Raw genomic sequence first — 21,918 nt, 5'->3', positions numbered from 1 at the left:
ACGGCGTAGTGGAACGCAGGCAAGCGGTGAGGCGAGGCACCGGCGGCGCATCGCGGCGAACCGCCGCTGACAGGGATGAAGGGGAACGAAATGACGGCAATAGTGCGTATCGACGACGAGGTGATCGGCACCGACGACTTCATCCGCGTGCTGAAGCTCAGCGGGCAGTTCGAGGGCCTCGTCGAACAGCAGGTTCGCGACCGGCTGACGGTGATCGCGGCGAGGAAGATGGGCATGCAGGTCACGCCGGAAGAAATCCAGGAGCGTGCCGACCAGTTTCGCCGCGTGCGCGGGCTGCACCGCGCCGCGGACATGAACCGCTACCTGGACGTGTTCGGCGTCAGTCTCGACGAGTTCGAGCGCTTCATCACCGATACGCTGTACCAGGAAAAGACGCTCGACACGGTGTGCAGCGATGCGGCCGTCGACGCGTACTTCAAGCTCAATTCGCCGAAGTTCGACAGCATCGAGGTCAGCCACATCGTGCTCGATTCGGAAGGCAAGGCGCGCGAGATGATGGCGATCCTCGAGGACGACCCGGGCTGCTTCGGCGACATGGCGCGCGAGCATTCGATCGCCGACACGAGCGAGCGCGGCGGCGTGATCGGCAAGGTGCTGCGCGGCTCGCTGAAGACGGATATCGAGGCCAAGGTGTTCAACGCGCGCGTGGGCGACCTGCTCGGGCCGTTCGCGGCGCCCGACGGCGCGTTCTTCGAAATCTTCTCGGTGACCGCGAAACACCCGGCCGCGCTCGACGCCGACGTCGCGTCGGAGGTGCGCCGCCTGCTGCGCGAGGAGTGGCTCGCCGAGCGCGCGCAGGAACACATCATCGAGGCACGCTGATCACGGAGAACCGCATCGATGGACGCACAAGCCCCCGCCCCGGCCAGCACCCCGTCGCTCGCGGCGTTTCTCGCGTCGGTGGAGCCGCTGTCGCTCTTCTCGCACGACGAACTCGATCGCATGGCCGCCCATGCGCAGGTGCGCACCTACGCGTTCGGCGACACCGTCTGCAATCGCGGCGACCTCGCCGAGGGCCTGTATGTGCTGCGCTGCGGGTCCGTGCGCCTGATCGCCGACGAGCGCGGCAAGGAAACCAGCGTCGGCGTGCGCAAGGAACGCGAAGTGTTCGGCGAAATGGCGATGCTGCGCGAGTACTGGCACGAGGTGTCGGTGCGCGCGTCGACCAGGACCGAGGTGCTGTGCATCCCGCGCAGCGCGATCGAACCGATCCTGCGCGACAACCCGGCCGCGCAGTCGTTCGTGACGAGCTATGTCGCGATCAGCTCGGCCGGCGGTTTCGTGACGCGGCTGTTCGACCTGCGCGGCAAGCTGACGCGCGCCGAGCTCGAGGAATACGTGTCGAGCGTCGGCGTGAAGCGCGTGCCGGCCGGCAAGGAGATCGTCCGGCAGGGCCCGGGCGGCGACCTGCGGCTGTACGTCGTGCGCCAGGGCGAGGTCAGCGTCTCGTGCCGCGAGGACGGCAACGACTATCCGCTCGCGACGCTCGGCGCAGGCGAGATCTTCGGCGAGCGCGCGTGCCTGCTGCGGCAGGAGCAGGCGGCGACCGTCACCGCCGTCACCGATACGCGCCTGCTCGTCATTCCGGAAAAGACCGTGCACTTCATGCTCGAGCGCAACCCGAAATTGCGCGAGGTGCTCGAGGAGCGCATCCGCTTCGTCGACCAGGAGCTGCAGCGGCAGAAGAAGCTGGCCGAACGGCGCCGCCATCCGCTGCAGATCGACATCGGCGCCGACGCCGCGTTCGGCGAGCGCATGATCAAGCGCTTCGTGCTGGTGGAGCAGGCGGAGGAAATGGATTGCGGGGCGGCGTGCCTCGCGATGATCTGCCGTCACTACGGCGTCGCGATGACGCTCGGCAAGTTGCGCGATCTGGCGAACGTGACGACCCAGGGCGCGACGCTCGACAGTCTCGCGCGCACCGGCGAGGCGGTCGGCTTCGCGACGCGCGGCGTGCAGTGCACGTACGAGGCGCTGCTCGGGTTCGACCTGCCGTTCATCGTGCACTGGGAGGGCTACCACTACGTCGTCGTGTACGGCGTGTCGAAGTCGTGGGTGCGGATCGCCGACCCGGCGCTCGGCTTCAGGAAGCTGAGCGTCGAGGCGTTCGAGCGCGGCTGGAGCGGCACCTGCCTGCTGTTTACCGCGAGCGGGCCGGCCGCGGCGCCGGCCGAGTCACGCTCGCCATGGGTGCGCTTCATCGGCTATCTGCGCCCTTACCGGAAGATCCTCGCGCATCTGTTCCTCGCGACGTTCGTGATCCAGATGCTGGGCGTCATACCGCCGCTCATCATCCAGAACATCCTCGACGGGGTCGTCGTGCACCAGAACGTCAGGCTGCTGCACCTGCTGATTGCCGGGCTCGTCGTTTCGCACGTGTTCACCCAATTGATGACCACGATCCGCGCGCATCTCTCCAACTTCATGGTGCGCAGTCTCGACTTCGCGATGATGTCGCAGTTCTATAAACACACGATGTCGCTGCCGTATTCGTTCTTCGCGCGCCGCAAGAGCGGGGACGTGTTCGCGCGCTTCCAGGAAAACCAGACGATCCGGGCGTTCCTGACGGAGTCCACCGTGACCACCGCGCTCAATCTGCTGATGATCTTCATCTACTTCACGATCATGTTCCTCTACAACGTGAAGATGACGCTGGTGCTGATTGCGTTCGTGATCCCGATCATGGCGCTCACGGCGCTCGCGACCCCGAAGCTGAAAGGCTATGCGCGCGAGGTGTTTGCCGCGTCCACCGATGCGAAGTCGCTGCTGATGGAGACGCTCGGCGGCGTCGAGACCGTGAAGGGCATGGGCATCGAGCGGTCGGTGCGGCTGAAGTGGGAGCGCAAGTATGCGAAGGCGCTCGACGTCCAGTACCGCGCGCAGGCATTCCATATCGTTGTGGCGCTGGGCGGCCAGTTGCTGAATGCGGCGACGACGATCGTGATCCTGTGGGTCGGTGCGAACCTCGTGCTCGCCCATGAACTCAGCATCGGGCAATTGATCGCCTTCAATGCGTTCATGGGCAGCGTGCTGGCGCCGCTGATGGGACTCGTCGGCATGTGGAGCCTGATGAACGACGCGGCGGTGGCGATGGAACGGCTCGGCGACGTCCTCGACATCGAGCCCGAGCAGCAGCCGTCCGGACTGGCCTCGCGCGTGCTGCTGCCCGACCTGCAGGGCGACATCGGCTTCGAGGGCGTGTATTTCCGCTACGGCGGCAATGAAACGCCTTACGTGCTCGAGAACATCAACTGCACGATCAAGCGCGGCGAGATGGTGGCCATCGTCGGGCGCAGCGGTTCGGGGAAAACCACGCTGGCGAAGCTGCTGGTGGGATTCTATGCGCCCACGGACGGCAAGATCGTGGTCGACGGATACGACCTGAGCGCGATCGACAAGGCGTACTACCGCCAGCAGATCGGCTATGTGATGCAGTCCAATCTGGTGTTTTCCGGCACGATTGCGGAGAACATCGCCTGCGGCGACACGAGCCCCGACTGGCGCCGCATGGAGGAGGTCGCCCGGATGGCCGACGCGCACGCATTCATCAGCAAATTGCCGCTCGGCTACGAGCAAGTGGTGGGCGAGCGTGGCGTGGGCCTGTCGGGCGGCCAGATCCAGCGGCTCTGCATCGCGCGCGCGCTGTATCACGACCCGCGCCTGCTCGTGTTCGACGAGGCGACGTCGTCGCTCGACACGCAATCGGAGAGCAACATCCTCGCGAACATGCACGAAATCCTGCAAGGCCGCACGGCGGTGATCATCGCGCACCGGCTCAGCACCATCATGCGTGCCGACAAGATCCTCGTGCTGTACGAAGGCGCGATCGTCGAACAGGGCTCGCACGACGAGCTGGTCGCCCTGCAGGGCATGTATTACCAGCTCGTGCAGAAACAGCTGGGCGCATCATGAAACTCTTCGACCCGCACGGATTCGGCAACTCCGCGGTCTCGTATGCCGGCCTGCTCGAGAAGATCGAGATCCTGCGCTCGATGCTGCGCTGGGCACCCAAGCTCGAGCGTGCCGACATCGAGAAGCTGCTCAATCAGGCGAACGTGCTGCGCGACGAAGTCATGCAGATGTCGCGCAAGGAGCGCTTCGTCGAGGCCGCCGTGGCCGCGCCGCAGGCGCCCGAGGCAGCCGATTCGGCCGATGCGCCGGAGGCGCCCGCGCCCGCGGTGCAACGACGGCGGCAGGCGCTGATCGAGCGCAGCTTCATCTTCGAGGGCATTTTCGGCGACAACCCGAAGCTGCTCGCCGCGCTCGAAATTGCCGAGAAGGCCGCGCCGACCGATCTGCCGGTGCTGATCGACGGCGAGAGCGGGACCGGCAAGGAACTGATGGCAAAAGTCATCCACGCGAACGGGGCGCGCGCCGACCGGCCCTACATCTCGGTGAACTGCGGCGCGATTCCCGACAACCTGCTCGAATCCGAGCTGTTCGGCCATCGGCGCGGCGCGTTCACCGGCGCGTCGAACGATCGCAAGGGCAAGTTCGAGAGCGCGCACACCGGCACGATCTTCCTCGACGAAATCGGCGAATTGCCGCTGTCGGGCCAGGTCAAGCTGCTGCGCGTGCTGGAATCGCACGAGATCCAGCGGGTCGGCTCGGACGAGCCGATCAGCGTCGACACGCGCATCGTCGCCGCCACCAACAAGAATCTGCGGCAATTGAGCGAGCAGGGGCTCTTTCGCGAGGACCTGTTCTACCGCCTGAGCGTCATTCATCTGACGTTGCCCGCGCTGCGCGAGCGTCGCGACGAAATTCCGCTCTTGCTCGCCTACTTCGGCGACGAGGCGGCAGGGGCACTGAAGCGCAGGCCCCTCAAGACGACGCCGAAGCTGCGCGACTTCCTGCTGACGTACGCGTATCCGGGCAACATCCGCGAACTGCGCAACCTCGTCTACCGTCTGTCGTGCCTGGCCGGCGAGGTCGCAGATATCGAGCACCTGCCCGAGGACATCCGCCCGAAAACCGGGTCGGCCGCCGTTCGCGCGACCGATGACGGCGCGTCAGGCAGGCCGATGTCGCTCAGCGACGCGAAGCGTGCGGCAAGCGACGAGGCGGAGCGTGCGTTTCTCGAACGCGGGTTGCAGGAGACCGGCGGCACCGTGGCCGAACTGGCGCGCCGTTGCGAGATGAACCGGTCGCACCTGCAGATGCTGCTCAAGAAGCACGGCATCCGTTCGAAAGCGTTCCGTCATCAGGACCCCGTGACGCCGGACAAGGACGCGTAGGCGTCGCGCGATCATTCAGCGTTGCACGGAAGGATTGGCGAGCGTCCGGTCCGACGCATCGGGATCGGACGCGCGGATCACGACCGCGGTGACGTTGTCCCGGCCGCCCGCGCGCAACGCGAGGGCGACGAGCTCGTCCGTTGCGCGCGCGCAATCGCCGCAGGCGAGGGCGGCCGAGATGTCGGCTTCGTCGAGCTCGTTGCTCAGGCCGTCGCTGCACAACAAAAACATGTCGCCGTCGCATACGTCGATGCGTCGTTCGTCGAGATGCAGCTGCTCGGCGGCGCCGACCGCGCGCGTGATCACGTGCTGCGACGGGTGATGGCGCGCCTGCTGTGCGCTCAGGTGGCCCTGCGCCTGCAGTTCCGCGACGTGGCTGTGATCGAGCGTGAGCTGCGTCAGGCGCGCGTCGCGGTACAGGTAGATCCGGCTGTCACCGGCCCACAGCCAGCCGCATTGGCGGCCGCTCGCCAGCAGCACCGCCACCGTGCTGCCGATCATGCGCACGCCGCGCCGGGCGGCCGATTCGCGCAATTGCGCGTTGACGGCATCGAGCGCGGTACGCGCCGCCGCGATGAAGTCCGCCAGCGTGGCCGGGGTGGCCAGCCGTTCCAGCGCCTGCACGATCATCCGGCTCGCGAGGTCGCCGGCCGAATGTCCGCCCATGCCGTCCGCAACGGCCCACAGGCCACGGTGCGGCAACGCGAGGCAATCGTCTTCGTTGATCTCGCGAACCCGGCCCACGTCGGTGCGTGACGCCGAAGTCCATTGCAGTTCTGCGCTCACGGCGCGCCATTCCTTTTCGTTCAGGGCGGGTTCATGCCGATCAGGGCTTGCGAACGCGCGTTGCCGGCTGGCTTGAAACCGGCGCTAGACGAGCCGGTTCCTGCCGTCCGCGCCGACCCCGACCACGATGTTCGCGCCAGGCGCCGAGTTCGCGACGTCGATGTTCTGAATCTGGTTGAGAACCTGGTTCGCGTAGAACGTGTTGTACGTCTGATAGAGGTTGACGACGGGCCCGAACGCAGGCGCCGGCGGCGCGTAGGGCTGGATCCAGCCAAATACCCACGGCGCACCTGCGCCGCGGATGAACGACATCGTCTTGCGGTCGATGTCGCGCTGCATGTGAAGGTCGGTAATTGCGAGCGTGGTCATGATGCATCTCCGAATGGGGCTTGCCGACGAACCGGGTACCCGATACGTGCAAACCTCGTGCCATGCGTGACACGACCCGCGTGCGTGGCCCGGGCGCGGGCGTCGATCCGCCCGGGCGCCACACGTGGCAAGGCAAGGCGCGATCGACACGCGTTGCTTGCATCCTAGTGCGTCGCGGCCTCGTCCTGCAATGGTTGTACGCGAGCCAACAGTCGGGGCCACGAACGTGGCCGCGAAACCGACACGTGCTCCGGCACATGCCAACGGCGGTCGGGCGCGCCAACTGGTGCTGTCGCACCAACAAAATCCCCGCTAAACGGTTGGCCGCGCGGCAACAGCGCGGTGCCCGGTTCGCCGGGCGCTTCCCGCCAGGCCTTGCACGGCGGGCGCCGCGGATAGTGGCACGCTTGATGCAGGTTAGTTGGCAACCGGCTGACCCATGGGCAACACGGGCGGCCGCCAACCTGCAGACGGAGCCCGTCATGGAACGCGACCTTCAACCAGTGAACAGCGCTGCAGACGCAAGCGCGCAGGCGGCTTCGCTGCCCGGCGGCGTCGACGCACTGCCGCTCGGCGCGCACCTGGTTTCCGATCGCGGCGCCTACAGCCATCACGGTATCTACGTCGGCAACGGGCGCGTCGTCCACTACGCGGGGCTGTGCACGTCGCTGCATCGCGGCCCGATCGAGGAAGTCACGCTCGAACGCTTCGCCGCCGGTCACGCGGTCCGCGTCGTGCCGCATCCGTACGCCACCTATGCGGGACGCACCGCGGTGCTGCGCGCGCGTTCCCGTCTGGGCGAAAACCGCTATCGCCTGCTGACGAACAACTGCGAGCACTTCTGCACGTGGTGCCTGGAAGGGATGGGCCACAGCGAGCAGGTTCGCACCTGCGTCATGCATCCGCGGACGGCCGTCCGGTTCGCGCTGTCCGTCTGCCGCGCGCTGCTCGCGGCGCGGCGCGCGGGCGGACGAGCCGCCGCGGCCGCCATCGCCGCTGCATGAGCGACGTCCCGGCGCGTTCGACATCGTCATCAGGGGGCTCAAATGAACGGAACCGAATCCTCGCTGCGCATGCAGGTCGACAAGTGGCTCGCGCCGAGCGCGCGCGTGCCGGCGCGCATCGTGCGCTTCAGCCGCCTGCCCGCGCAACGGCGGCGCTTCGTCTGCGTCGAGGCCGTGCATCCGGCCGGCACGATCGCGATCTTCTTCTTTCGTCACGACGACGGCTCGTGGTGCGTGTTCCCGCCGGCCGATCGGCGGCCCGCGATGACGCCGCAGGCGGCCTGACCGTGCATGCGCGGCCGGGTGGTGCCTCCGTCAGCGCAACAGTGTCGGGCGCGCCGGGGACGCCGCCGCTTCGGCCGCCGGTGCATGCTTCAACGCGGCCCCGCGGGCGTCGGTGTGCAGATAGGGGAAAGGCTGCGGCGCGAGCATCGTCTGATGCGCACGGACCCTCGCGCCACCGCTGATGGCGGCCATCGCCTGTCGGTCGAGGTCGACGCTTTCGGGAAGATCGTTGATGACGAGCACGCCCATGGTTGACTCCGCGAAATCGGATGGAAGAGGGGCAGCCATGCAGCATCGTGCGATGTGCCGACGTACCGGGAATCTGTCCAGTATAGGTTCGCCGCACGACCGCGCGCGCTGGAAAATAGACCCGGCAGCGCGCGCGTGGACGGCGAAAACCTGAAGCCGGTTCGCGATTGATCGACGTGAATTCTAGTTCCGGCACCGATTGCACAGGGCGTGACCGCAGACTAGTATGATTTGTTAGACGTCCTGTCAGAAGGCCTGCGGCCGGTGCGGCGCGCAGCCGAATTCGTCTGACGATGACGTGGCGGCACGCAGGTTCGATGGTGTCCGGTGCATCACCGACATGTCGCGCTGCACGGGCACGTCGTGGACGGTCATCGCCCTGGCGGCGCCGGAAGACGCCGAAGCGGGTCGGCAAGCTGAAGCTGAGTAGACGGCATACGAATGATGAGCTTTGCGCAGCTGATTCAGACATTCCAGAGCGGGACGCTCTCGCAGGAAGCGTTCTTCTCGGAGATCGACCGTGTGCTGGCGACCGATCAGGTCGATTGCGCGCGGTTGCGCGAAGTGCTCGACCAGACGCAAACCACGCGGCCGTTGTCCGACGATATCTATGCGGAAGTGCTGAAACGCCTCGAGCGGTGTCGTGACAGAACGGCATCCGCGGGCGACGCAACCCGGATCCAGGAGAGCCCGCTTCGGGCGGACGCGCGTCCGGGCATCGTGCCCGCGCCGTCGGGCGACGCACTGTCCGTTGACGGCGAGCGCGTGAAAGGCATCGGCGATACGCTGAACGGGCGCTTCGTGCTGGAGGAGTGCCTGGGCGTCGGTGGCATGGGTACCGTCTACAAGGCGCTCGACCTCCGCAAGCTGGAAGCGTCGGATCGCAAGCCGCACATCGCGATCAAGGTGCTCAATGTGCAGTTTCGCGGCCAGCCGACGTCGCTGATCGCGCTTCAGCGTGAGGCCCGCAAAGCGCAGACGCTCGCCCATCGCAACATCGTCACCGTCTACGACTTCGATCGGGATGGTCCACTCGTCTACCTCACGATGGAGTATCTGTCGGGCCGGCCGCTCAGCAAGGTGCTGCGCGCGCCGGACTTCAAGGGCATGCCGCTCGATGCCGCGTTGCCGATCATCGCCGGCATGGGCCAGGCGCTGGCCTACGCGCACGAGCGCGGCTTCGTTCACTGCGATTTCAAGCCCGCCAACGTGTTCCTGACTGACCGCGGTGACGTGAAGGTGATCGACTTCGGGATTGCACGCGCATTCCAGCGGCGCGACGAGGATCCCGACGTGACCGTGTTCGACCCGGCGAGCCTTGGCGGCATCACGCCGGCCTATGCGAGCCCGGAGATGTTCGAGCATCTCGAGCCGGATCCGCGCGACGACGTCTACGCGCTCGCCTGCGTCACCTACGAATTGCTGACCGGGCACCATCCGTTCAATCGGCTGTCGGCCACCCAGGCGCGTCACGACCACTTACGGCCCGAGCGTCATCCCGGTCTCGATCGCACGCAATGGCGAACCTTGAGCGCCGCGTTGTCGTTCGACCGCGCGGCGCGCACGCCCAGCGTCAACCTGTTCCTGGAAGGCATGGGCGTGCTCAAGCAACCCGCTCGGGCATCGGGCGTACGCGTGGGGGTGGCCGTGGGCGCTTGCACGGCGGCGGCGGTCGCCGTGCTCTGGTACGGCTACCAGGCGCTTTCGCGCAGCGGTGATGGGCGCCCCGCCGCGGATACGGTCACGCACGCGACCGCCGGCGGCGGGAATGGCGCGACGGCGAGCGCCAGTGCCGGCAGCGCGCCCGCTGCCGCCGCGAACGCCGTGCCCGCTGCTGCCAGCGTGCCGCCGCCGGCAGCGGTACCGGCACCCGCACCGGCGATCTCGCTGGCGGCCGTGACGGCTGCGCTGGCGCGCGTACCGTGTTCGGCGCTGGTTGCATCGGTGCAGGATCGCGTGCTGCAGGTGCGCGGTTATACGGAAGCCGGTGTCGGCATCGGCCGCGTGCGCAGCGCACTCGGCGGCCTGGCGGGCGGGCAGACGGCCAGGCTCGACGTGCGTCCGGTCGATGCGCGCGATTGCGAAGTCGTGAGCGCGCTGGCCCCGTACTGGCGATCGAATCAGGCGTCGTCACACGCCGCGTCGCTCCGTACGCGAGCGCCGGACGCGCATCTCGCGGAAGGCAGCCCGCTGGTCATCGACATCACGACACCCGGTTACGAGTCGTACGTGAACGTCGATTACTACGTGCTGAACGGCAGCGTCGTGCATCTCGTGCCAAGCAGCCGCGAACGCGACAACCAGGCGCCGCCGAATTACGCCGCGACGATCGGCAGCATGGGCGAGTGGGTGATCGGCCAGCCTTTCGGGACCGAGATGATCGCGCTCCTCGTCACGCCCGCGCCGCTGTTCGACGGGTTACGGCCTTCATCCGAACCGCGCGCCGCCTATCTCGCGGCAGTCGAGCGGCAATTGAAGCTGTTCGAGGCCAAATACGGCGAGGGGCGCATCGCTGCCGATTTCATCCAGATCACGACGCATGCCAACGGCCACTGATCGAGCGGATGCGCCGGTCAGCGGCCCAGCGCTTCCGCCGCCTGGTGAATGGCGCGGCGGATGCGGGGAAACGTGCCGCACCGGCATGCGATGTTCTTCATGGCTTCGTCGATCTGGTCGTCGTCGGGGCGAGGGCAGCGCATCAGCAGCGCCGTGGCGGCAATCAGCTGGGCGCTCTGGCAATAGCCGCATTGCACGACGTCGACGGCAATCCACGCGTTCTTCAGCGCCCGCGCTTCGACGCCGTCCAGCCCTTCGATGGTGGTGATGCGCGCGCCGTTCAGCGTACCGACCGGCAGCTGGCACGCGGGCACGGCCTGATCGTTCAGGAGCACCGTGCAGGCACCGCAGACGCCGACACCGCAGCCGAACTTCGTGCCGGTCAGCTTCCGTTCGCACCGAATCACCCAGAGCAGCGGCGTGTCGGGCTCGGTATCGAGGTCAGCGGTTTCCCCGTTGATACGGACTGACACCATCGGTCGTCTCCTTGCCCGGGCGGGCTCGGCTTGATGAGCGGCAGGGTGCGATGACGCACACCCGTGAGCGCATACAGCGCATTCGCCACGGCCGCCGCGATCGGCGGCGTGCCCGCTTCGCCGACGCCGTGCGGCTCGGTCCCGCAGGCCAGGACCTGCGTGACGATCTCGGGACAAGTCTCCATGTTGACCAGCGGATAGCTGTCGAAATACTGCTGCGCGACTTGCCCGTTCTCGATCGTGATCGCCTGCTCCAGCGCGGCCGACAATCCGAAGATAATCCCGCTCTCCATCTGCTGCTCGACCAGGTTCGGATTCACGGCCAGCCCGCAGTCGATCACGCAGACCACGCGCGTCACGCGAAAGCCGTCACCGTCCTGCCGGACTTCGGCGACTTGCGCGACCACGCTGCCGAACGATTCGTGCATCGCCACGCCGCGTGCGCGCCGCGCGCCGGTCTTGTCACGCCACGCCAGCGGCGAACGCCAGCCGGATAGCGCGACGAGCGCCCGCAACACGGCCACGTGGCGCTGGTGCGCCGGCTGCTTCAGCATGTCGAGGCGAAACTGGATCGGGTCTTTGCGTGCCAGCACCGCCATCTCGTCGATGAAGCTCTCGACGAAGAATGCCTGATGCGAGTGTCCGACGGAGCGCCAGTAGCCAACGGGAACCGGGAGCGTCACGGTATTGTGCTGGACGAGAATGTTCGCGCATTCATAGGGCAGGTCGAATGCGCCTTCCGCCGTGGTCGCGTCGGGCAGCCATTTCGCGGCGAGGCCCGGCATGCCGAAGGCGCGCGGCATCGCCTGCGCGCTGATCGACTGGCTCGCCGACACGCCTTTCCAGGCAACCAGCCTGCCGCTCGCATCGATGGCGCCGCTGTATCTCGCCACACAGGCCGGGCGGTAGAAGTCGTGCGTCATGTCCTGCGGGCGCGACCAGATCGTCTGGACGGGCCGTCCCTTCGCATGGAGCGCGATGGCGGCCGCCTGCGTGATGAAGTCGACCTCGAGCCGCCTGCCGAATGCCCCGCCGATCAATTGCTGGTTCACGACCACCTTGTCTTCGTCCAGGCCCAGCAGCGCCGCGACTGCCCGGCGTGCCACCATCGGAACCTGCGTGCCGCACCAGATCGTTGCCGCGTCGTCGTCGACCCGTACCGTGCAGTTCATCGGTTCCAGCGGCCCGTGAGCCAGGTAGGGCACTTCGTACTGCGCGACGAACGGCTTCGCGTGGCCCAGCGCCGCATCGGCGTCGCCGGCGGCGTAGAACACGTGGCGCCCCTCATCGCCGTCGAGGGCGCGCGTCAGCGCCGCGCGGACGTCCGCGGTATTCACGCCGGCAGCCGGCCCGTGATCCCATGTGACCGGCAACCGGCACAACGTTCGCATGGCGATGAAGGGATTGTCGGCAATGACGGCCACGCCTCCCGTTCCGCCGTGGTATGGCGCGATCGTGAAGACGCCGGTCACGCCCTTCAGGCCGGCGACCCTGGACCGGTCGACCGCCAGCGCCGTTCCGCCGAGTGTCGGGCACATCGTGACGCTCGCATACAGGAGCTTGTCCGGAAGCACATCGATGCCATAGCGCGCGCTGCCGTCGAGCTTCGCGTGCGCCTCGATGCGGCCCAGCCGTTTCCCGACCAGCATGAAGGTCTTCGGGTCCTTCAGATCGACATGTGCCGGGCGCGGCACGTCCCGCGCGCGCTCGACAAGTTCGCCGTACGTCGCCGAGCGCCCCGACCGATGCAGCACCACGCCGGCTTTCGTCTCGCATTCGGCAACGGGCACCTGCCAAAGCTGCGCCGCGGCGCTGCGCAACATGATGCGGGCCGTGGCGCCCGCTTCGCGCATGGGGCCCCACAGATCGATCATGCTCGTCGATCCGCCCGTTACCATCGAACCCAGATAGCGTGCTCCGTGGCGCACCAAGGCCGCCGCGCCGCGCGCGAGCAGGCTGTCGTCATCGGGACGAAACGGCAGGCCGTCGGCCAGTGATTCGCGGTCCTTGTAGATCGTGTCGAGCGGGGACATGACGATGCGCACCCGCGACCAGTCCGCATCCAGCTCTTCGGCCAGCAACATGGCCGCGCCGGTATGTATCCCCTGGCCCATTTCGGATTTGCTCATGACGATCGTCACGTCGTTAGCGGAACTGATCATCACCCAGCCGTTCAGCGGCATATCGACGCGCGACATCGCCAACTGCGCGGGTATGGCCTGCCGGTCGTCGCGGCGCCACCACGCCCAGCCGATCACCAGCGTGCCCGCCACGCCCGCACTGCCCAACACGAAGGTTCTGCGCGTCAACATGAGGTGGCCGCCGACATGTGTTGATTGAGTCACGGCGCCGCCGGCGAATCACGCCACGCGCCTCCGGAATTCAATGTTTCGAACACAATCCGACATTTCATTGCAGCTGCAATCACCTATATTAGTCACTGATCTCGGCAACCGAGAACCTGAATGTGAGGTTCGTTTGAAACAAGCGCTGAAGACGCGGCCTGCCGCGACCGGATCGACATGCGTGGGGTTCCGGGACGCGAAGCGCATCGAGCCGGCCGCTTCGAACGCACCACCGCCGGAGGCCGTCGATGCTCGTCGATGAGGTTCACGCGTTGCTGCTCGGGTTGCCGGCTCCGTGGCGAGCAGCGTTCGAACGTCACGGTCTCGACCTGTCCGATTCGGGCACGCCCGAGGAGACGGCGAAGCGACTGAGCCGGCCGCTGCCGATCGATTGGGACGATCCGCGCATTCACGATCTCTGCCCGGACACCACGCGGGCGATCGAGCCCGGCGACCCGGCACGCAGTCTGGTCTATCACATGCTTGCACTGTCCACGTGCCCGGCGCCGGATGCCGGCGTGCGCCTCGAGGCAATCGACTTGCTGGAGAACTACATCGATTCGCTGGCGCCGTTGCCGCCCGACTGGCAGACGCTGGACATCGCGGTGCTGGCTTACCAGTACCGGCCCGCGCGCCGTACCGGACATCAGCAGCATGCGGACCTCGTGTTCTCGCGACTCGGCATTGCCCGCAACGGCGACGTCGACGCAAGCTACGACGAGCAGACCCGCAGCTTCGTGCCGCACGTGCCGGACGGGATCGAGCATGTCCGCGCGATGCCGGCGCGCTATGGCGCGTTTCTCGTGCGCCGGGTCACCGGCCCCGGCACGCTCGCGCTGATCGAGGGCAGGCAAGCGGGCGACGATCGGCGAACCTTCATCGAACCGGTGCGCAAGCTGTTTCCCGATGAATGCCTGCCCGGACGCCGGTTGACGTTGCAATATGGCCACTGCCATCGCGGCGAGAAGCTGAAGCGGGCCGTCGAGGCACGCTGGGGCGTGCGGCCGTCGCCGTCGGGCGATCTGGGCGGCGCACCGTATGCGATCTGCTCTCAGGACGCCGGCACGGCACCGCCTGCCGGCGCGAGCACACCGGCCGTCGCGCTGAAGCGTTCGGGCGCGGCCGTGCTCTTGATCCCGGCCGCGCGGCCGCTGATCGAGCCGGTGAACGCCGCCAACTTCGGCGTGCACGGCTTCGGCGTGCCGGCTCGATGGCGGCTGGCCCCGCTCGCCAACCGGCGCTTCACGACGATGAGAATCATCACGAATCTGTGGAAGCTGGTGCTGGCCGCCGTCGACGACGTGCGGCAGCACTATTTTCCGCATTTCGCGCCCGCATGGCTTCGATTTCCCGAACCCCGCAATGCACCGGAGTTCATCAACATCCGGCACAAGGCGCACGAGGACGGCTCCTGCACGGATATGCGCGCCCATCCCGTCGACCGACAGGCATTCCTCGGGGAAGTCGGCAAAGGCGGCTATCGCGCGCAGTTGTTTCTGGATCACTGCAGCGAAGGCGTCGTGACGATCCGTATCGCCGAGCTGGCGGGATACGCGGTACACCCGGCCTATTCGGTCGTTGCCGCGCCGGATTTCTACCCGTACGCCGACCAGGCGGAACTGCAGCGCTGGTTCACGGACCGGCGGATCGATCCGAAGTCGCAGTTCAGGAGCGGCTCGCCGATATCGCTCAGCGCCGAGCGCCTGCCGGCCAATCCCCATCACATCGATCCGTTCAGCCATACGCAGGCGTTTTCGCCGCGTGACGAGACGATCGCCGTCGCGTTCAGCCGGGCGGCACGCTCGGCGCGGCGGCGGGACCGGGAAGTGCAGATGCCGCGCATGACCTCGTTTCTGTCGGACGCGTCTTCGGGCGTGTTTGCGCCCGGCTGGGACGTCACCTATGCGGGTAACCGGCGGGGCATCTTCCTCGCCACCTTCGGGTTGGGCAGCCCGTTCGCCGAAGATATCAAGCTGTGCGCGGCCTCCAACAGCTTCTGGCCCGCCGTGAGCCCTGATGCGTCCAGAACCTTCAACCGGAGCGACGCGCCGACCGCCATCCCCATGCTCGACCATGAACTCGGCCTGCATCCGTGTCATCCGCTGGTCACGCGCGGCGACGAGTCGAACACGCGGCGCGGATGGGACGGCGAATACGGCCCGTACCTGACGCCCGACGGCAGCGTGGATTACGCGGACATCGAACGCTCGGACTACGTCGCCAACGCGCTGCACGGCGAGATGCTGTACGGCGCGTTCGAGCATGTCGATTCGGCCGAGCTGGTCCGGCGGATCGGTGCATTGCGCCATGCCGTCGCCGCATGCGACCACGGGCAAACGCCGTCGCATACGAAGCTGTGGCTGGTATCCGCACGGGCACTTCGCGAAGCCGACGCTGCGGACGCGCCGGGCGTTGCCGGGCGCTATCGCTTTCTTTTCGTTCTGCCTGCTGCCGATGCGACGCCGGAGCAGCCCATGCCGGGACGGCTGCGCGTGCGCTACGGTGAGGCGATCCGTTGCGATGCGACCGAGGCCCGGGTGATCGGGCACGTGCTGCGCTGCGCACCGGGGCCGGACGCGCTCGGGCTTTACTGAAGGGAACCGCGATGAATGCGATCGACGTGCTCGTGGTCGGCGACGGGCCTGCCGGATGCGCTGCCGCGATCGCTGCGGCGAGAGCGGGCGGCACCGTGTGGATGCTGGGCCGCGGGCGTTCGCGGGCGGCGCCGGAATGCATGTCCGGCGACGCGCTCGCGCTGCTCGATCGGCTGGCGCCGAGCCTCGCCCGGCAGCCGCATACATGGCTCGATGATGTGGCCGATGCGCAGCGGGGACGCGCGGTCATCCGCAGCCGTCTCGACGACGGCCTGCGTGCCGAAGCGCTGGCTGCCGGCGTTCGCTATGCGCGTGCGCCCGCCGGCGGACTTCTCGCGCGTGTCGAACACGGCACGGTCATGGGCATCACGCACGGCGACGGCGATATCGGCGCAAGCACCGTGATCGATGCAACCGGCGTCAACGGGTGGCTGCGTCGCGCGATGCGGCTCGATGTGGCGACCGACTCTTCGCTGTTCTGGCTTCGCCGCGGCTACGCGCGCGGGCCTGGCACGCACCCCGGCACATACTGGAACATCGCGCATGGCGGCTGGCTGTGGATGAGGGCGACGTCCACGTTCCGGATCTGGACGTCGCTATCGACGCTGCGCGATGGCGAGATCGCGTGGCCGGCGGACACGACACCTGTCGGACCTGTGTGGCGCGAGGGCAGGCGCTGGCAGTGCGTGCGCCAGACCGCGGGCCCGGGCTATATCGTGTGCGGCGATGCGGCGGGTTATCTCGACCCCGCGACAGGAGACGGTTTGCGTTTTGCCATCGCTTCCGGCCTACGCGCGGGTGCAATGGCCGTCGACGTTTCGCGTCATCCCGGTCGGGCAAGCGTGCTGGCCGCGCTGTACTGCGACTGGGTGACACACAGCTACGAGCGCAGCAGAGCCGTGTTGGCACGGAGTTACACGCGTGCGGGGCTCGATCTCGGATGGCGCGAGGCAGTCCGCTGCGCGGCAGTGGATGCGGCATGAAGGCCGGTTGCGCTTTCGACCATGCAAAGAAGCCCGCCAGCGGGAACTGGCGGGCTTGAAACGCCGCGGGACGAACCCGCGGCGGGCTGAGGAACTTCGGTACGACTCGATCGAAACACTGCTGCCACTGCAAGCAAGCATCGCGAAACTTACAGGCCCAGCTTCGCGATGACCTGGCCGCCGAGATTGCTGATCGAGTTGGTCACGCTGGTGAGATCCTGGTGGGTCGATGCATCGACCTGCGTCACCGGCGCCGTGATGGTATTGGCGCTGGCGAATGAGAATCCGCCGCCGGTCGCGATGTTGTTGATACCTGCGTTCTGGAACACGCTACCCCCGCTGACGGAAGCCATTTCCTTGCGGCTGAGTTCGTGGGCGTGGGACAGATCGTTGATCATCAGTGCGGACATGGTCAATCTCCTTGAGTGTGCTGCGGTTTGGAAAGAGCACGTTTCGTTGCGCTCGCAGCTACAAATGCACGGGGCGTGCCAGCCTCTGCTCATGGGCGCGGGAAACATATCCAACCTCATGAAAACAAAAGAAATTCAATTCGCTCGACGCGATTTCACCGGTTTCGCCGGGCAAGATCGAAGCACGGCGGTGTCGGGTTCTTCCAGACGGTTTCCGCGGCTGCTGTTCTATCCCGGCCAACAGGAACGGGACGTGGCGCTGTCGATTCGCGTCGAAGGCATCGATGCGCAGCCGCAGCGTGTGAGCGCCTGCGCAGGAAAGCCATCGACGCGATGGTGCGCCGACGGTCGGCAGCAACCAGCATTGACGCAACGATCGTCACGAAGTACTTCGGATCACTGAATTTAACGCGTACCATCCGGAATGGCGCAACGCATCGGGGATGCCGCGCCGAAGGCCAACGACGCATCGATGCGACCACGCGGCACCATGACGGGCGCCGCGGCGCCATCCGCCTCGACGAGGTGAAGCGGATCCGCGTGCAGGGGAGGGAGGTGGAAGGCGCGGCGGGATCAGCCCGGCCGCTGATGGGGGCGAGCGGTGCTGCTGACGGGGCGTCGGCCCATCTGCCCGTTCATGCCTGCTTCGTTTTTATCATGCAGGGAAGCCCGCCAGGGAATACGGCCTGGCGGGCTTTGAACGCCGCGAGGACAACCCCGCGGCGGGCTGGAGCGCTTCGGTACGACGCTGTCGGACACGGTTGCCGCTGAGCGGACATCCGGCGCAGCTTAGAGGCCCAGCTTTCCGACGACCAGGCCGCCGAGGTTGTTGATCGAGTTGGTCACGCTGGTGAGATCCAGGTGGGTCGATGCATCGACCTGGGTGACCGGGGCCGTGATGGTATTGGGGCTCGCGAACGAGAAGCCGCCGCCGGTTGCGATGTTGTTGATTCCGTAGTTCTGGAACACGCTACCGCCGCGGACGGAAGCCATTTCCTTGCGGCTGAGTTCGTGGGCGCGGGACAGGTCGTTGATCATCAGTGCGGACATGATAAATCTCCTAAGTTTGCTGCGGTTTGGAAGAGAGCACGTTTCGTTGCGCTCGCAGCTACAAACGCATGGGGCGTGCCAGCTCGCACCACGCCGGCACGATGCGCGCTTAACCCAATGAAAACAAAGGAAATTTCATCCGGCTTCCGACAATTCGCCGGGTGCGCCGGGCAAGATCGAGGAAAGACGATGTCGGGTGTTGCCAAACAATTTGCCGGGCAGCTGTTTCGCGCCATCCAACACGAAAGCGGCCTGACTGCCCACATCGGCTTCGCGCTGCCCACATCGGCTTCGCGCCGTCCGGCATCGCGATGCCGTCGGAAATCCGGGGATGCTGCGGGTTGTTCGTATCGGAACCGTGGCGCACCTGCGTCAGGAGATCGTCGTCATGAGCGCGCTTGAATACGATGTCATCGTGGTCGGCAGTGGCTTCGGGGGCGCGGTGGCGGCCTGCCGCCTCGCGGAAGCGGGATGGAGGGTGCTGGTGCTGGAGCGTGGCCGGCGCTGGACGCCGAAGACGTATCCGCGCGACGAGACCGACCCGTGGCTTTGGAACCAGCAGAACCCGCAACGATTCCATGGCTGGGCCGACCTGCGGGTTTTTTCCGACATGTCGGTGGTGACTGCCGCTGGCGTGGGCGGCGGGTCGCTGATCTACGCCAACGTCTCGGTCGAGGCCAACCCCGACGCCTTCGAGCATGGCTGGCCGCCGGAGATCACGTACGAGGCGCTCGAGCCTTATTACCAGCGCGTGGGCTGGATGCTTTCGGTCCAGGAGGTGCCCTACAACCAGATCAGCGAACGCACTCGCTTGTTGCGCGACGCGGCCGACGCCTGCGGCTGGGGCGATCGGTATCGCAAGCTGCCGCTCGCCGTGTCGTTTTCGTCGACTTACGATCCGTCCTTGCCCGACGCGCGCGACGACCGGCATTCTGTCAGACACGTCAACGTGCACGGGGTATCGCAAGGCACGTGCGTACACTGCGGCAATTGCGACATCGGATGCCAGGTGTCGGCGAAGAACACGCTCGATCTCAACTATCTGGCCGTGGCCGAGCGCCATGGCGCAACAATCCGTCCGCTGCACGTCGTGCAAAAGCTCGAGCCGCTCGGCCAGGGATGGCGCGTGCATTTCAACGTCATCGATCCCGCCGCGGGCAGTTTCATGCCCGGATCCGTCACCGCGACCAGGGTGATCGTCAGCGCCGGATCGATCGGCAGCACCGAGTTGCTGCTCCGCTGTCGCGACGCGCATCGCACGCTGCCGAATCTGTCGCCGCGGCTCGGCTGGGGCTGGGCCTTCAACGGCGACTTCGTGACGCCGGCCTTCTACGCCAACCGGAAGATCTCGCCGTCGCATGGCGTCACCATTTCCGCCGCGATCGACCTGCTCGACGGGGCTGCTGACGATGGTCAGCGCTTGTTCGTCGAGGATGGCGGCGTGCCCAATCTTGCGCATGATTTCGTGCGCCGCCATCTGCAGCGCTCGCACGGCAGGGCGATGCGTACGTTCTGGCGAGCGTTCGCGCGCCACTTCGATTGCGACGACCCGGTCGAGAACATGATGCCCTGGTTCGGCCAGGCGATCGATCCGGGAGACGGGCGCATGCGTCTCGGTCGCTGCTGGTTTGCGCCGTGGCGTCGCGTGTTGCGGCTCGACTGGTCGTACACGCGATCGCGGGCGGTGGTCGATGCGATGGTCGACACGCACCGGCGCCTGTCGGCTGCCACGGGCGGCGAACCCTTCGTCCCTCCGACGTGGAGCGACTTCCACAGGCTGATCACCCCGCATCCGCTCGGTGGTTGCAACATGGGGCTCACGCACGCGGACGGCGTGGTAAACGCGGACGGAAAAGTATTCGGTTACGACGGGCTCTACGTGATGGACGGTGCGACGATCCCGCGTGCGCTCGGGCTGAATCCGTCGCGCACGATCGCCGCATTGGCCGAGCGCAATGTCGCCGTGTTGCTTGGCCGGCGTTAAGCGAAGGTGTTCCGGATCGGCGACGGTTGACGGGGCATCCTGATTGTCACAACGGATAGCGTGGAAACGCGCGCCGAACGCATCGGGATCGGACCGAAACCCGATACGATTTCCACGCGCGTACCGTTGGGCGGTCCTGCCTTTGCGAAACGGCAGGTATTGCAGGAGGCAAACACCTATTGTTGGTTGCAAGACAGAGCGATATTGCTTCATCACGAGCAACCGAGTGAAGCTGCGCTGCACGGTGGCTGCGGCGAGGCGGAGATTGCGTTTGATTGTTTGAAGGCAGGAGAGCCGATGCTCAAGCGCCCGGCATCAAGGGCGATGCGACAAATGGCGTTGTGTCAAACCAGGTCGAGGTTACCAAGGTCAGGGAGAATCCAAATGGGACAGTGCCGTCGCAACTATGCGCGCTTCGTCGTCACCAGCTCGATCGCCGGTCTGGTCATTCTGGCGGGCGCGGGCCACGCGCACGCCGAGGACAGTCCTGCGAGCTCGCCGGCCGGCTTCAAGCCAGCGGAAAGAAAGATCGACGTCTACGCGGTGTATGGCGACGGCCGCGCGACCGAGGGCGGCGATATGCATTGGCGTGCCTACGAAGTCGGCTTCGGCGACGTCTTGAACGACTACTTCTCGGTCTACCTCGCGTATCTGAACGAGGGCCATCCGCTGAATCACCACCGCGATGGCTTCGCCGCGCTGGGTTCGTTTCGTTGGCCGCTCGGCAATCGCTTCGCGCTCGAATTGTCGGCCGGGCCGTATTTCAGCATGGACACGACACACGTCGACAACCAGCCGCGCAACGACAAGCGATGGGGGGTGCGTGCGTCTGCAGCGGTGCGGTATTACGTCGTTCCCGACCGCTTCTTCCTCAAGGTGCAGTACAACCACGTCCAGATGATCGGCGGATTCAACTCCGACGCGGTGCTCTTCGGCATCGGCTCGGATTTCGGCGGCGGTTCTGGCCCGGCGTTGTCGGACGGCAGGACGCAGGTCAGCGTTTGGGCCGGGACGTCGCAGACGAACCGCCCGCAAGTGCCGATCGAAAAGGGCTATATGGTCGAAGTCAAGCGGCCGCTCGGGAGTGCGTGGGCCTATTCGGCGAGCTTCATCTACGAAGGCAACAATGGCGTTGCCGGCCGAAGAGGTGTGGCAGCGCAATTCTGGTACGTCGCGCCGATCAGGAGCAAATGGACGCTTTCTGCAGGTGTCGGTCCGTATCTCTCGCATGATCGGGACGAGGTCTCGAGCAAAACGAGACTCAATGCGTTGCTCAGTGCGCAGGTGACCTATCAGGTCACGAATGACTGGGCGGCGAGCTTGCGCTTCAATCGTGTCGCAACCGGCAACAACAAGGATCAGGACATGTTCATGGTCGGCGTGGCACGCAATTTCTAGGGCTTATTTCACGCGCAGGTGCATTCTGTACAGAGAGCCTTGCTCGGCAAGGCGAAGGACGCGGCGGTCGGCGAGTGTACGCGGGCACAGGCAGCGCGCTTGAGCACGGGTGGTGCCTCAACGTTCCCGCGATGCAAATTGAGACGCATGCCCGTGCGCGGGCCGGTCGCC

General features: G+C 66.4%; 18 protein-coding genes. 11 read left to right on the top strand and 7 right to left on the bottom strand.

The window, feature by feature from the left end:
- Window positions 1-90: 90 nt before the first annotated feature.
- From U4Y91_RS32605 to U4Y91_RS32595, 3 genes are read left to right on the top strand one after another with little or no spacing between them, the layout of a single operon-like run.
- Window positions 91-843, top strand: coding sequence for a peptidylprolyl isomerase (locus U4Y91_RS32605; RefSeq protein WP_321808517.1), 753 nt, complete (start codon window positions 91-93; stop codon window positions 841-843).
- An 18-nt stretch (window positions 844-861) separates the two neighbouring features.
- On the top strand, window positions 862-3,933 hold the full coding sequence (locus U4Y91_RS32600) for a peptidase domain-containing ABC transporter (RefSeq protein WP_321808516.1): 3,072 nt from the start codon (window positions 862-864) through the stop codon (window positions 3,931-3,933).
- Window positions 3,930-5,258, top strand: a complete 1,329-nt coding sequence (locus tag U4Y91_RS32595; RefSeq protein ID WP_321808515.1) for a sigma-54 dependent transcriptional regulator — start codon at window positions 3,930-3,932, stop codon at window positions 5,256-5,258. The genes U4Y91_RS32600 and U4Y91_RS32595 overlap by 4 nt, the downstream gene beginning before the upstream one ends.
- A gap of 15 nt (window positions 5,259-5,273) precedes the next feature.
- Here U4Y91_RS32595 and U4Y91_RS32590 read toward each other — a convergent pair whose 3' ends face one another.
- Window positions 5,274-6,044: a PP2C family protein-serine/threonine phosphatase gene (locus tag U4Y91_RS32590; protein ID WP_321808514.1), complete on the bottom strand. Its 771-nt coding sequence runs from the start codon at window positions 6,042-6,044 to the stop codon at window positions 5,274-5,276.
- Between the two features lie 84 nt (window positions 6,045-6,128).
- Window positions 6,129-6,413, bottom strand: coding sequence for a hypothetical protein (locus U4Y91_RS32585; RefSeq protein WP_321808513.1), 285 nt, complete (start codon window positions 6,411-6,413; stop codon window positions 6,129-6,131).
- Window positions 6,414-6,895: 482 nt separating this feature from the next.
- Here U4Y91_RS32585 and U4Y91_RS32580 point away from each other — a divergent pair, with 482 nt between their 5' ends.
- Together U4Y91_RS32580 and U4Y91_RS32575 are read left to right on the top strand one after the other, a co-directional pair.
- Window positions 6,896-7,417 (top strand): lecithin retinol acyltransferase family protein, encoded by a 522-nt coding sequence (locus tag U4Y91_RS32580; RefSeq protein WP_321808512.1) that lies wholly within the window; start codon window positions 6,896-6,898, stop codon window positions 7,415-7,417.
- 42 nt (window positions 7,418-7,459) lie between these two features.
- On the top strand, window positions 7,460-7,702 hold the full coding sequence (locus U4Y91_RS32575; RefSeq protein WP_257772335.1) for a hypothetical protein: 243 nt from the start codon (window positions 7,460-7,462) through the stop codon (window positions 7,700-7,702).
- A gap of 30 nt (window positions 7,703-7,732) precedes the next feature.
- Here U4Y91_RS32575 and U4Y91_RS32570 read toward each other — a convergent pair whose 3' ends face one another.
- Entirely contained in the window at window positions 7,733-7,951 is a 219-nt protein-coding gene (locus U4Y91_RS32570) for a hypothetical protein (RefSeq protein ID WP_124645719.1), read from the bottom strand.
- Window positions 7,952-8,392: 441 nt separating this feature from the next.
- Between U4Y91_RS32570 and U4Y91_RS32565 the strand changes: the two genes are divergently transcribed.
- Entirely contained in the window at window positions 8,393-10,507 is a 2,115-nt protein-coding gene (locus U4Y91_RS32565; RefSeq protein WP_321808511.1) for a serine/threonine protein kinase, read from the top strand.
- Between the two features lie 17 nt (window positions 10,508-10,524).
- Here U4Y91_RS32565 and U4Y91_RS32560 read toward each other — a convergent pair whose 3' ends face one another.
- Both U4Y91_RS32560 and U4Y91_RS32555 read right to left on the bottom strand, forming a co-directional pair.
- Window positions 10,525-10,983 (bottom strand): (2Fe-2S)-binding protein, encoded by a 459-nt coding sequence (locus U4Y91_RS32560; protein WP_321808510.1) that lies wholly within the window; start codon window positions 10,981-10,983, stop codon window positions 10,525-10,527.
- Window positions 10,911-13,295, bottom strand: a complete 2,385-nt coding sequence (locus tag U4Y91_RS32555) for a xanthine dehydrogenase family protein molybdopterin-binding subunit (RefSeq protein ID WP_321808509.1) — start codon at window positions 13,293-13,295, stop codon at window positions 10,911-10,913. The genes U4Y91_RS32560 and U4Y91_RS32555 overlap by 73 nt, the downstream gene beginning before the upstream one ends.
- Window positions 13,296-13,576: 281 nt before the next feature.
- Here U4Y91_RS32555 and U4Y91_RS32550 point away from each other — a divergent pair, with 281 nt between their 5' ends.
- On the top strand, window positions 13,577-15,922 hold the full coding sequence (locus U4Y91_RS32550; RefSeq protein ID WP_321808508.1) for a hypothetical protein: 2,346 nt from the start codon (window positions 13,577-13,579) through the stop codon (window positions 15,920-15,922).
- 11 nt (window positions 15,923-15,933) lie between these two features.
- Window positions 15,934-16,905, top strand: a complete 972-nt coding sequence (locus tag U4Y91_RS32545) for an NAD(P)/FAD-dependent oxidoreductase (protein WP_321808507.1) — start codon at window positions 15,934-15,936, stop codon at window positions 16,903-16,905.
- Between the two features lie 149 nt (window positions 16,906-17,054).
- On the opposite strand, the gene U4Y91_RS32540 is transcribed toward U4Y91_RS32545, so the two are convergent.
- The gene (locus U4Y91_RS32540) at window positions 17,055-17,315 is read right to left on the bottom strand and encodes a hypothetical protein (RefSeq protein ID WP_321808506.1); all 261 of its coding nucleotides are present in this window, start codon (window positions 17,313-17,315) and stop codon (window positions 17,055-17,057) included.
- A 118-nt stretch (window positions 17,316-17,433) separates the two neighbouring features.
- Here U4Y91_RS32540 and U4Y91_RS32535 point away from each other — a divergent pair, with 118 nt between their 5' ends.
- Window positions 17,434-17,718 (top strand): hypothetical protein, encoded by a 285-nt coding sequence (locus U4Y91_RS32535; RefSeq protein ID WP_321808505.1) that lies wholly within the window; start codon window positions 17,434-17,436, stop codon window positions 17,716-17,718.
- A gap of 386 nt (window positions 17,719-18,104) precedes the next feature.
- Here U4Y91_RS32535 and U4Y91_RS32530 read toward each other — a convergent pair whose 3' ends face one another.
- Window positions 18,105-18,365 carry a hypothetical protein gene (locus U4Y91_RS32530; RefSeq protein ID WP_124570417.1) on the bottom strand — a complete coding sequence of 87 codons (261 nt, stop codon included), beginning with the start codon at window positions 18,363-18,365 and terminating at the stop codon, window positions 18,105-18,107.
- A gap of 388 nt (window positions 18,366-18,753) precedes the next feature.
- On the opposite strand from U4Y91_RS32530, the gene U4Y91_RS32525 reads away from it, so the two are divergent.
- Window positions 18,754-20,349 carry a GMC family oxidoreductase gene (locus tag U4Y91_RS32525; RefSeq protein ID WP_321808564.1) on the top strand — a complete coding sequence of 532 codons (1,596 nt, stop codon included), beginning with the start codon at window positions 18,754-18,756 and terminating at the stop codon, window positions 20,347-20,349.
- A 384-nt stretch (window positions 20,350-20,733) separates the two neighbouring features.
- A complete protein-coding gene (locus U4Y91_RS32520; RefSeq protein WP_321808504.1) occupies window positions 20,734-21,747 on the top strand; it encodes a hypothetical protein in 1,014 nt (337 codons plus the stop codon).
- Window positions 21,748-21,918: the final 171 nt, after the last annotated feature.

Source organism: Burkholderia sp. BCC1993 (assembly GCF_905339865.1).
Taxonomy (GTDB): Bacteria; Pseudomonadota; Gammaproteobacteria; order Burkholderiales; family Burkholderiaceae; genus Burkholderia.
Note: the sequence above shows the minus strand (reverse complement) of the source record. Positions and strands in the feature narration are given on the sequence as shown.

Bases quoted from the DNA above. Each gene is read 5' to 3' on its own strand.
- U4Y91_RS32605 (WP_321808517.1), top strand. From the start codon at position 91: ATGACGGCAATAGTGCGTATCGACGACGAGGTGATCGGCACCGACGAC.
- U4Y91_RS32600 (WP_321808516.1), top strand. From the start codon at position 862: ATGGACGCACAAGCCCCCGCCCCGGCCAGCACCCCGTCGCTCGCGGCG.
- U4Y91_RS32595 (WP_321808515.1), top strand. From the start codon at position 3,930: ATGAAACTCTTCGACCCGCACGGATTCGGCAACTCCGCGGTCTCGTAT.
- U4Y91_RS32585 (WP_321808513.1), bottom strand. From the start codon at position 6,413: ATGACCACGCTCGCAATTACCGACCTTCACATGCAGCGCGACATCGAC.
- U4Y91_RS32580 (WP_321808512.1), top strand. From the start codon at position 6,896: ATGGAACGCGACCTTCAACCAGTGAACAGCGCTGCAGACGCAAGCGCG.
- U4Y91_RS32575 (WP_257772335.1), top strand. From the start codon at position 7,460: ATGAACGGAACCGAATCCTCGCTGCGCATGCAGGTCGACAAGTGGCTC.
- U4Y91_RS32570 (WP_124645719.1), bottom strand. From the start codon at position 7,951: ATGGGCGTGCTCGTCATCAACGATCTTCCCGAAAGCGTCGACCTCGAC.
- U4Y91_RS32565 (WP_321808511.1), top strand. From the start codon at position 8,393: ATGATGAGCTTTGCGCAGCTGATTCAGACATTCCAGAGCGGGACGCTC.
- U4Y91_RS32560 (WP_321808510.1), bottom strand. From the start codon at position 10,983: ATGGTGTCAGTCCGTATCAACGGGGAAACCGCTGACCTCGATACCGAG.
- U4Y91_RS32555 (WP_321808509.1), bottom strand. From the start codon at position 13,295: ATGTTGACGCGCAGAACCTTCGTGTTGGGCAGTGCGGGCGTGGCGGGC.
- U4Y91_RS32550 (WP_321808508.1), top strand. From the start codon at position 13,577: ATGCTCGTCGATGAGGTTCACGCGTTGCTGCTCGGGTTGCCGGCTCCG.
- U4Y91_RS32545 (WP_321808507.1), top strand. From the start codon at position 15,934: ATGAATGCGATCGACGTGCTCGTGGTCGGCGACGGGCCTGCCGGATGC.
- U4Y91_RS32540 (WP_321808506.1), bottom strand. From the start codon at position 17,315: ATGTCCGCACTGATGATCAACGATCTGTCCCACGCCCACGAACTCAGC.
- U4Y91_RS32535 (WP_321808505.1), top strand. From the start codon at position 17,434: ATGAAAACAAAAGAAATTCAATTCGCTCGACGCGATTTCACCGGTTTC.
- U4Y91_RS32530 (WP_124570417.1), bottom strand. From the start codon at position 18,365: ATGTCCGCACTGATGATCAACGACCTGTCCCGCGCCCACGAACTCAGC.
- U4Y91_RS32525 (WP_321808564.1), top strand. From the start codon at position 18,754: ATGAGCGCGCTTGAATACGATGTCATCGTGGTCGGCAGTGGCTTCGGG.
- U4Y91_RS32520 (WP_321808504.1), top strand. From the start codon at position 20,734: ATGGGACAGTGCCGTCGCAACTATGCGCGCTTCGTCGTCACCAGCTCG.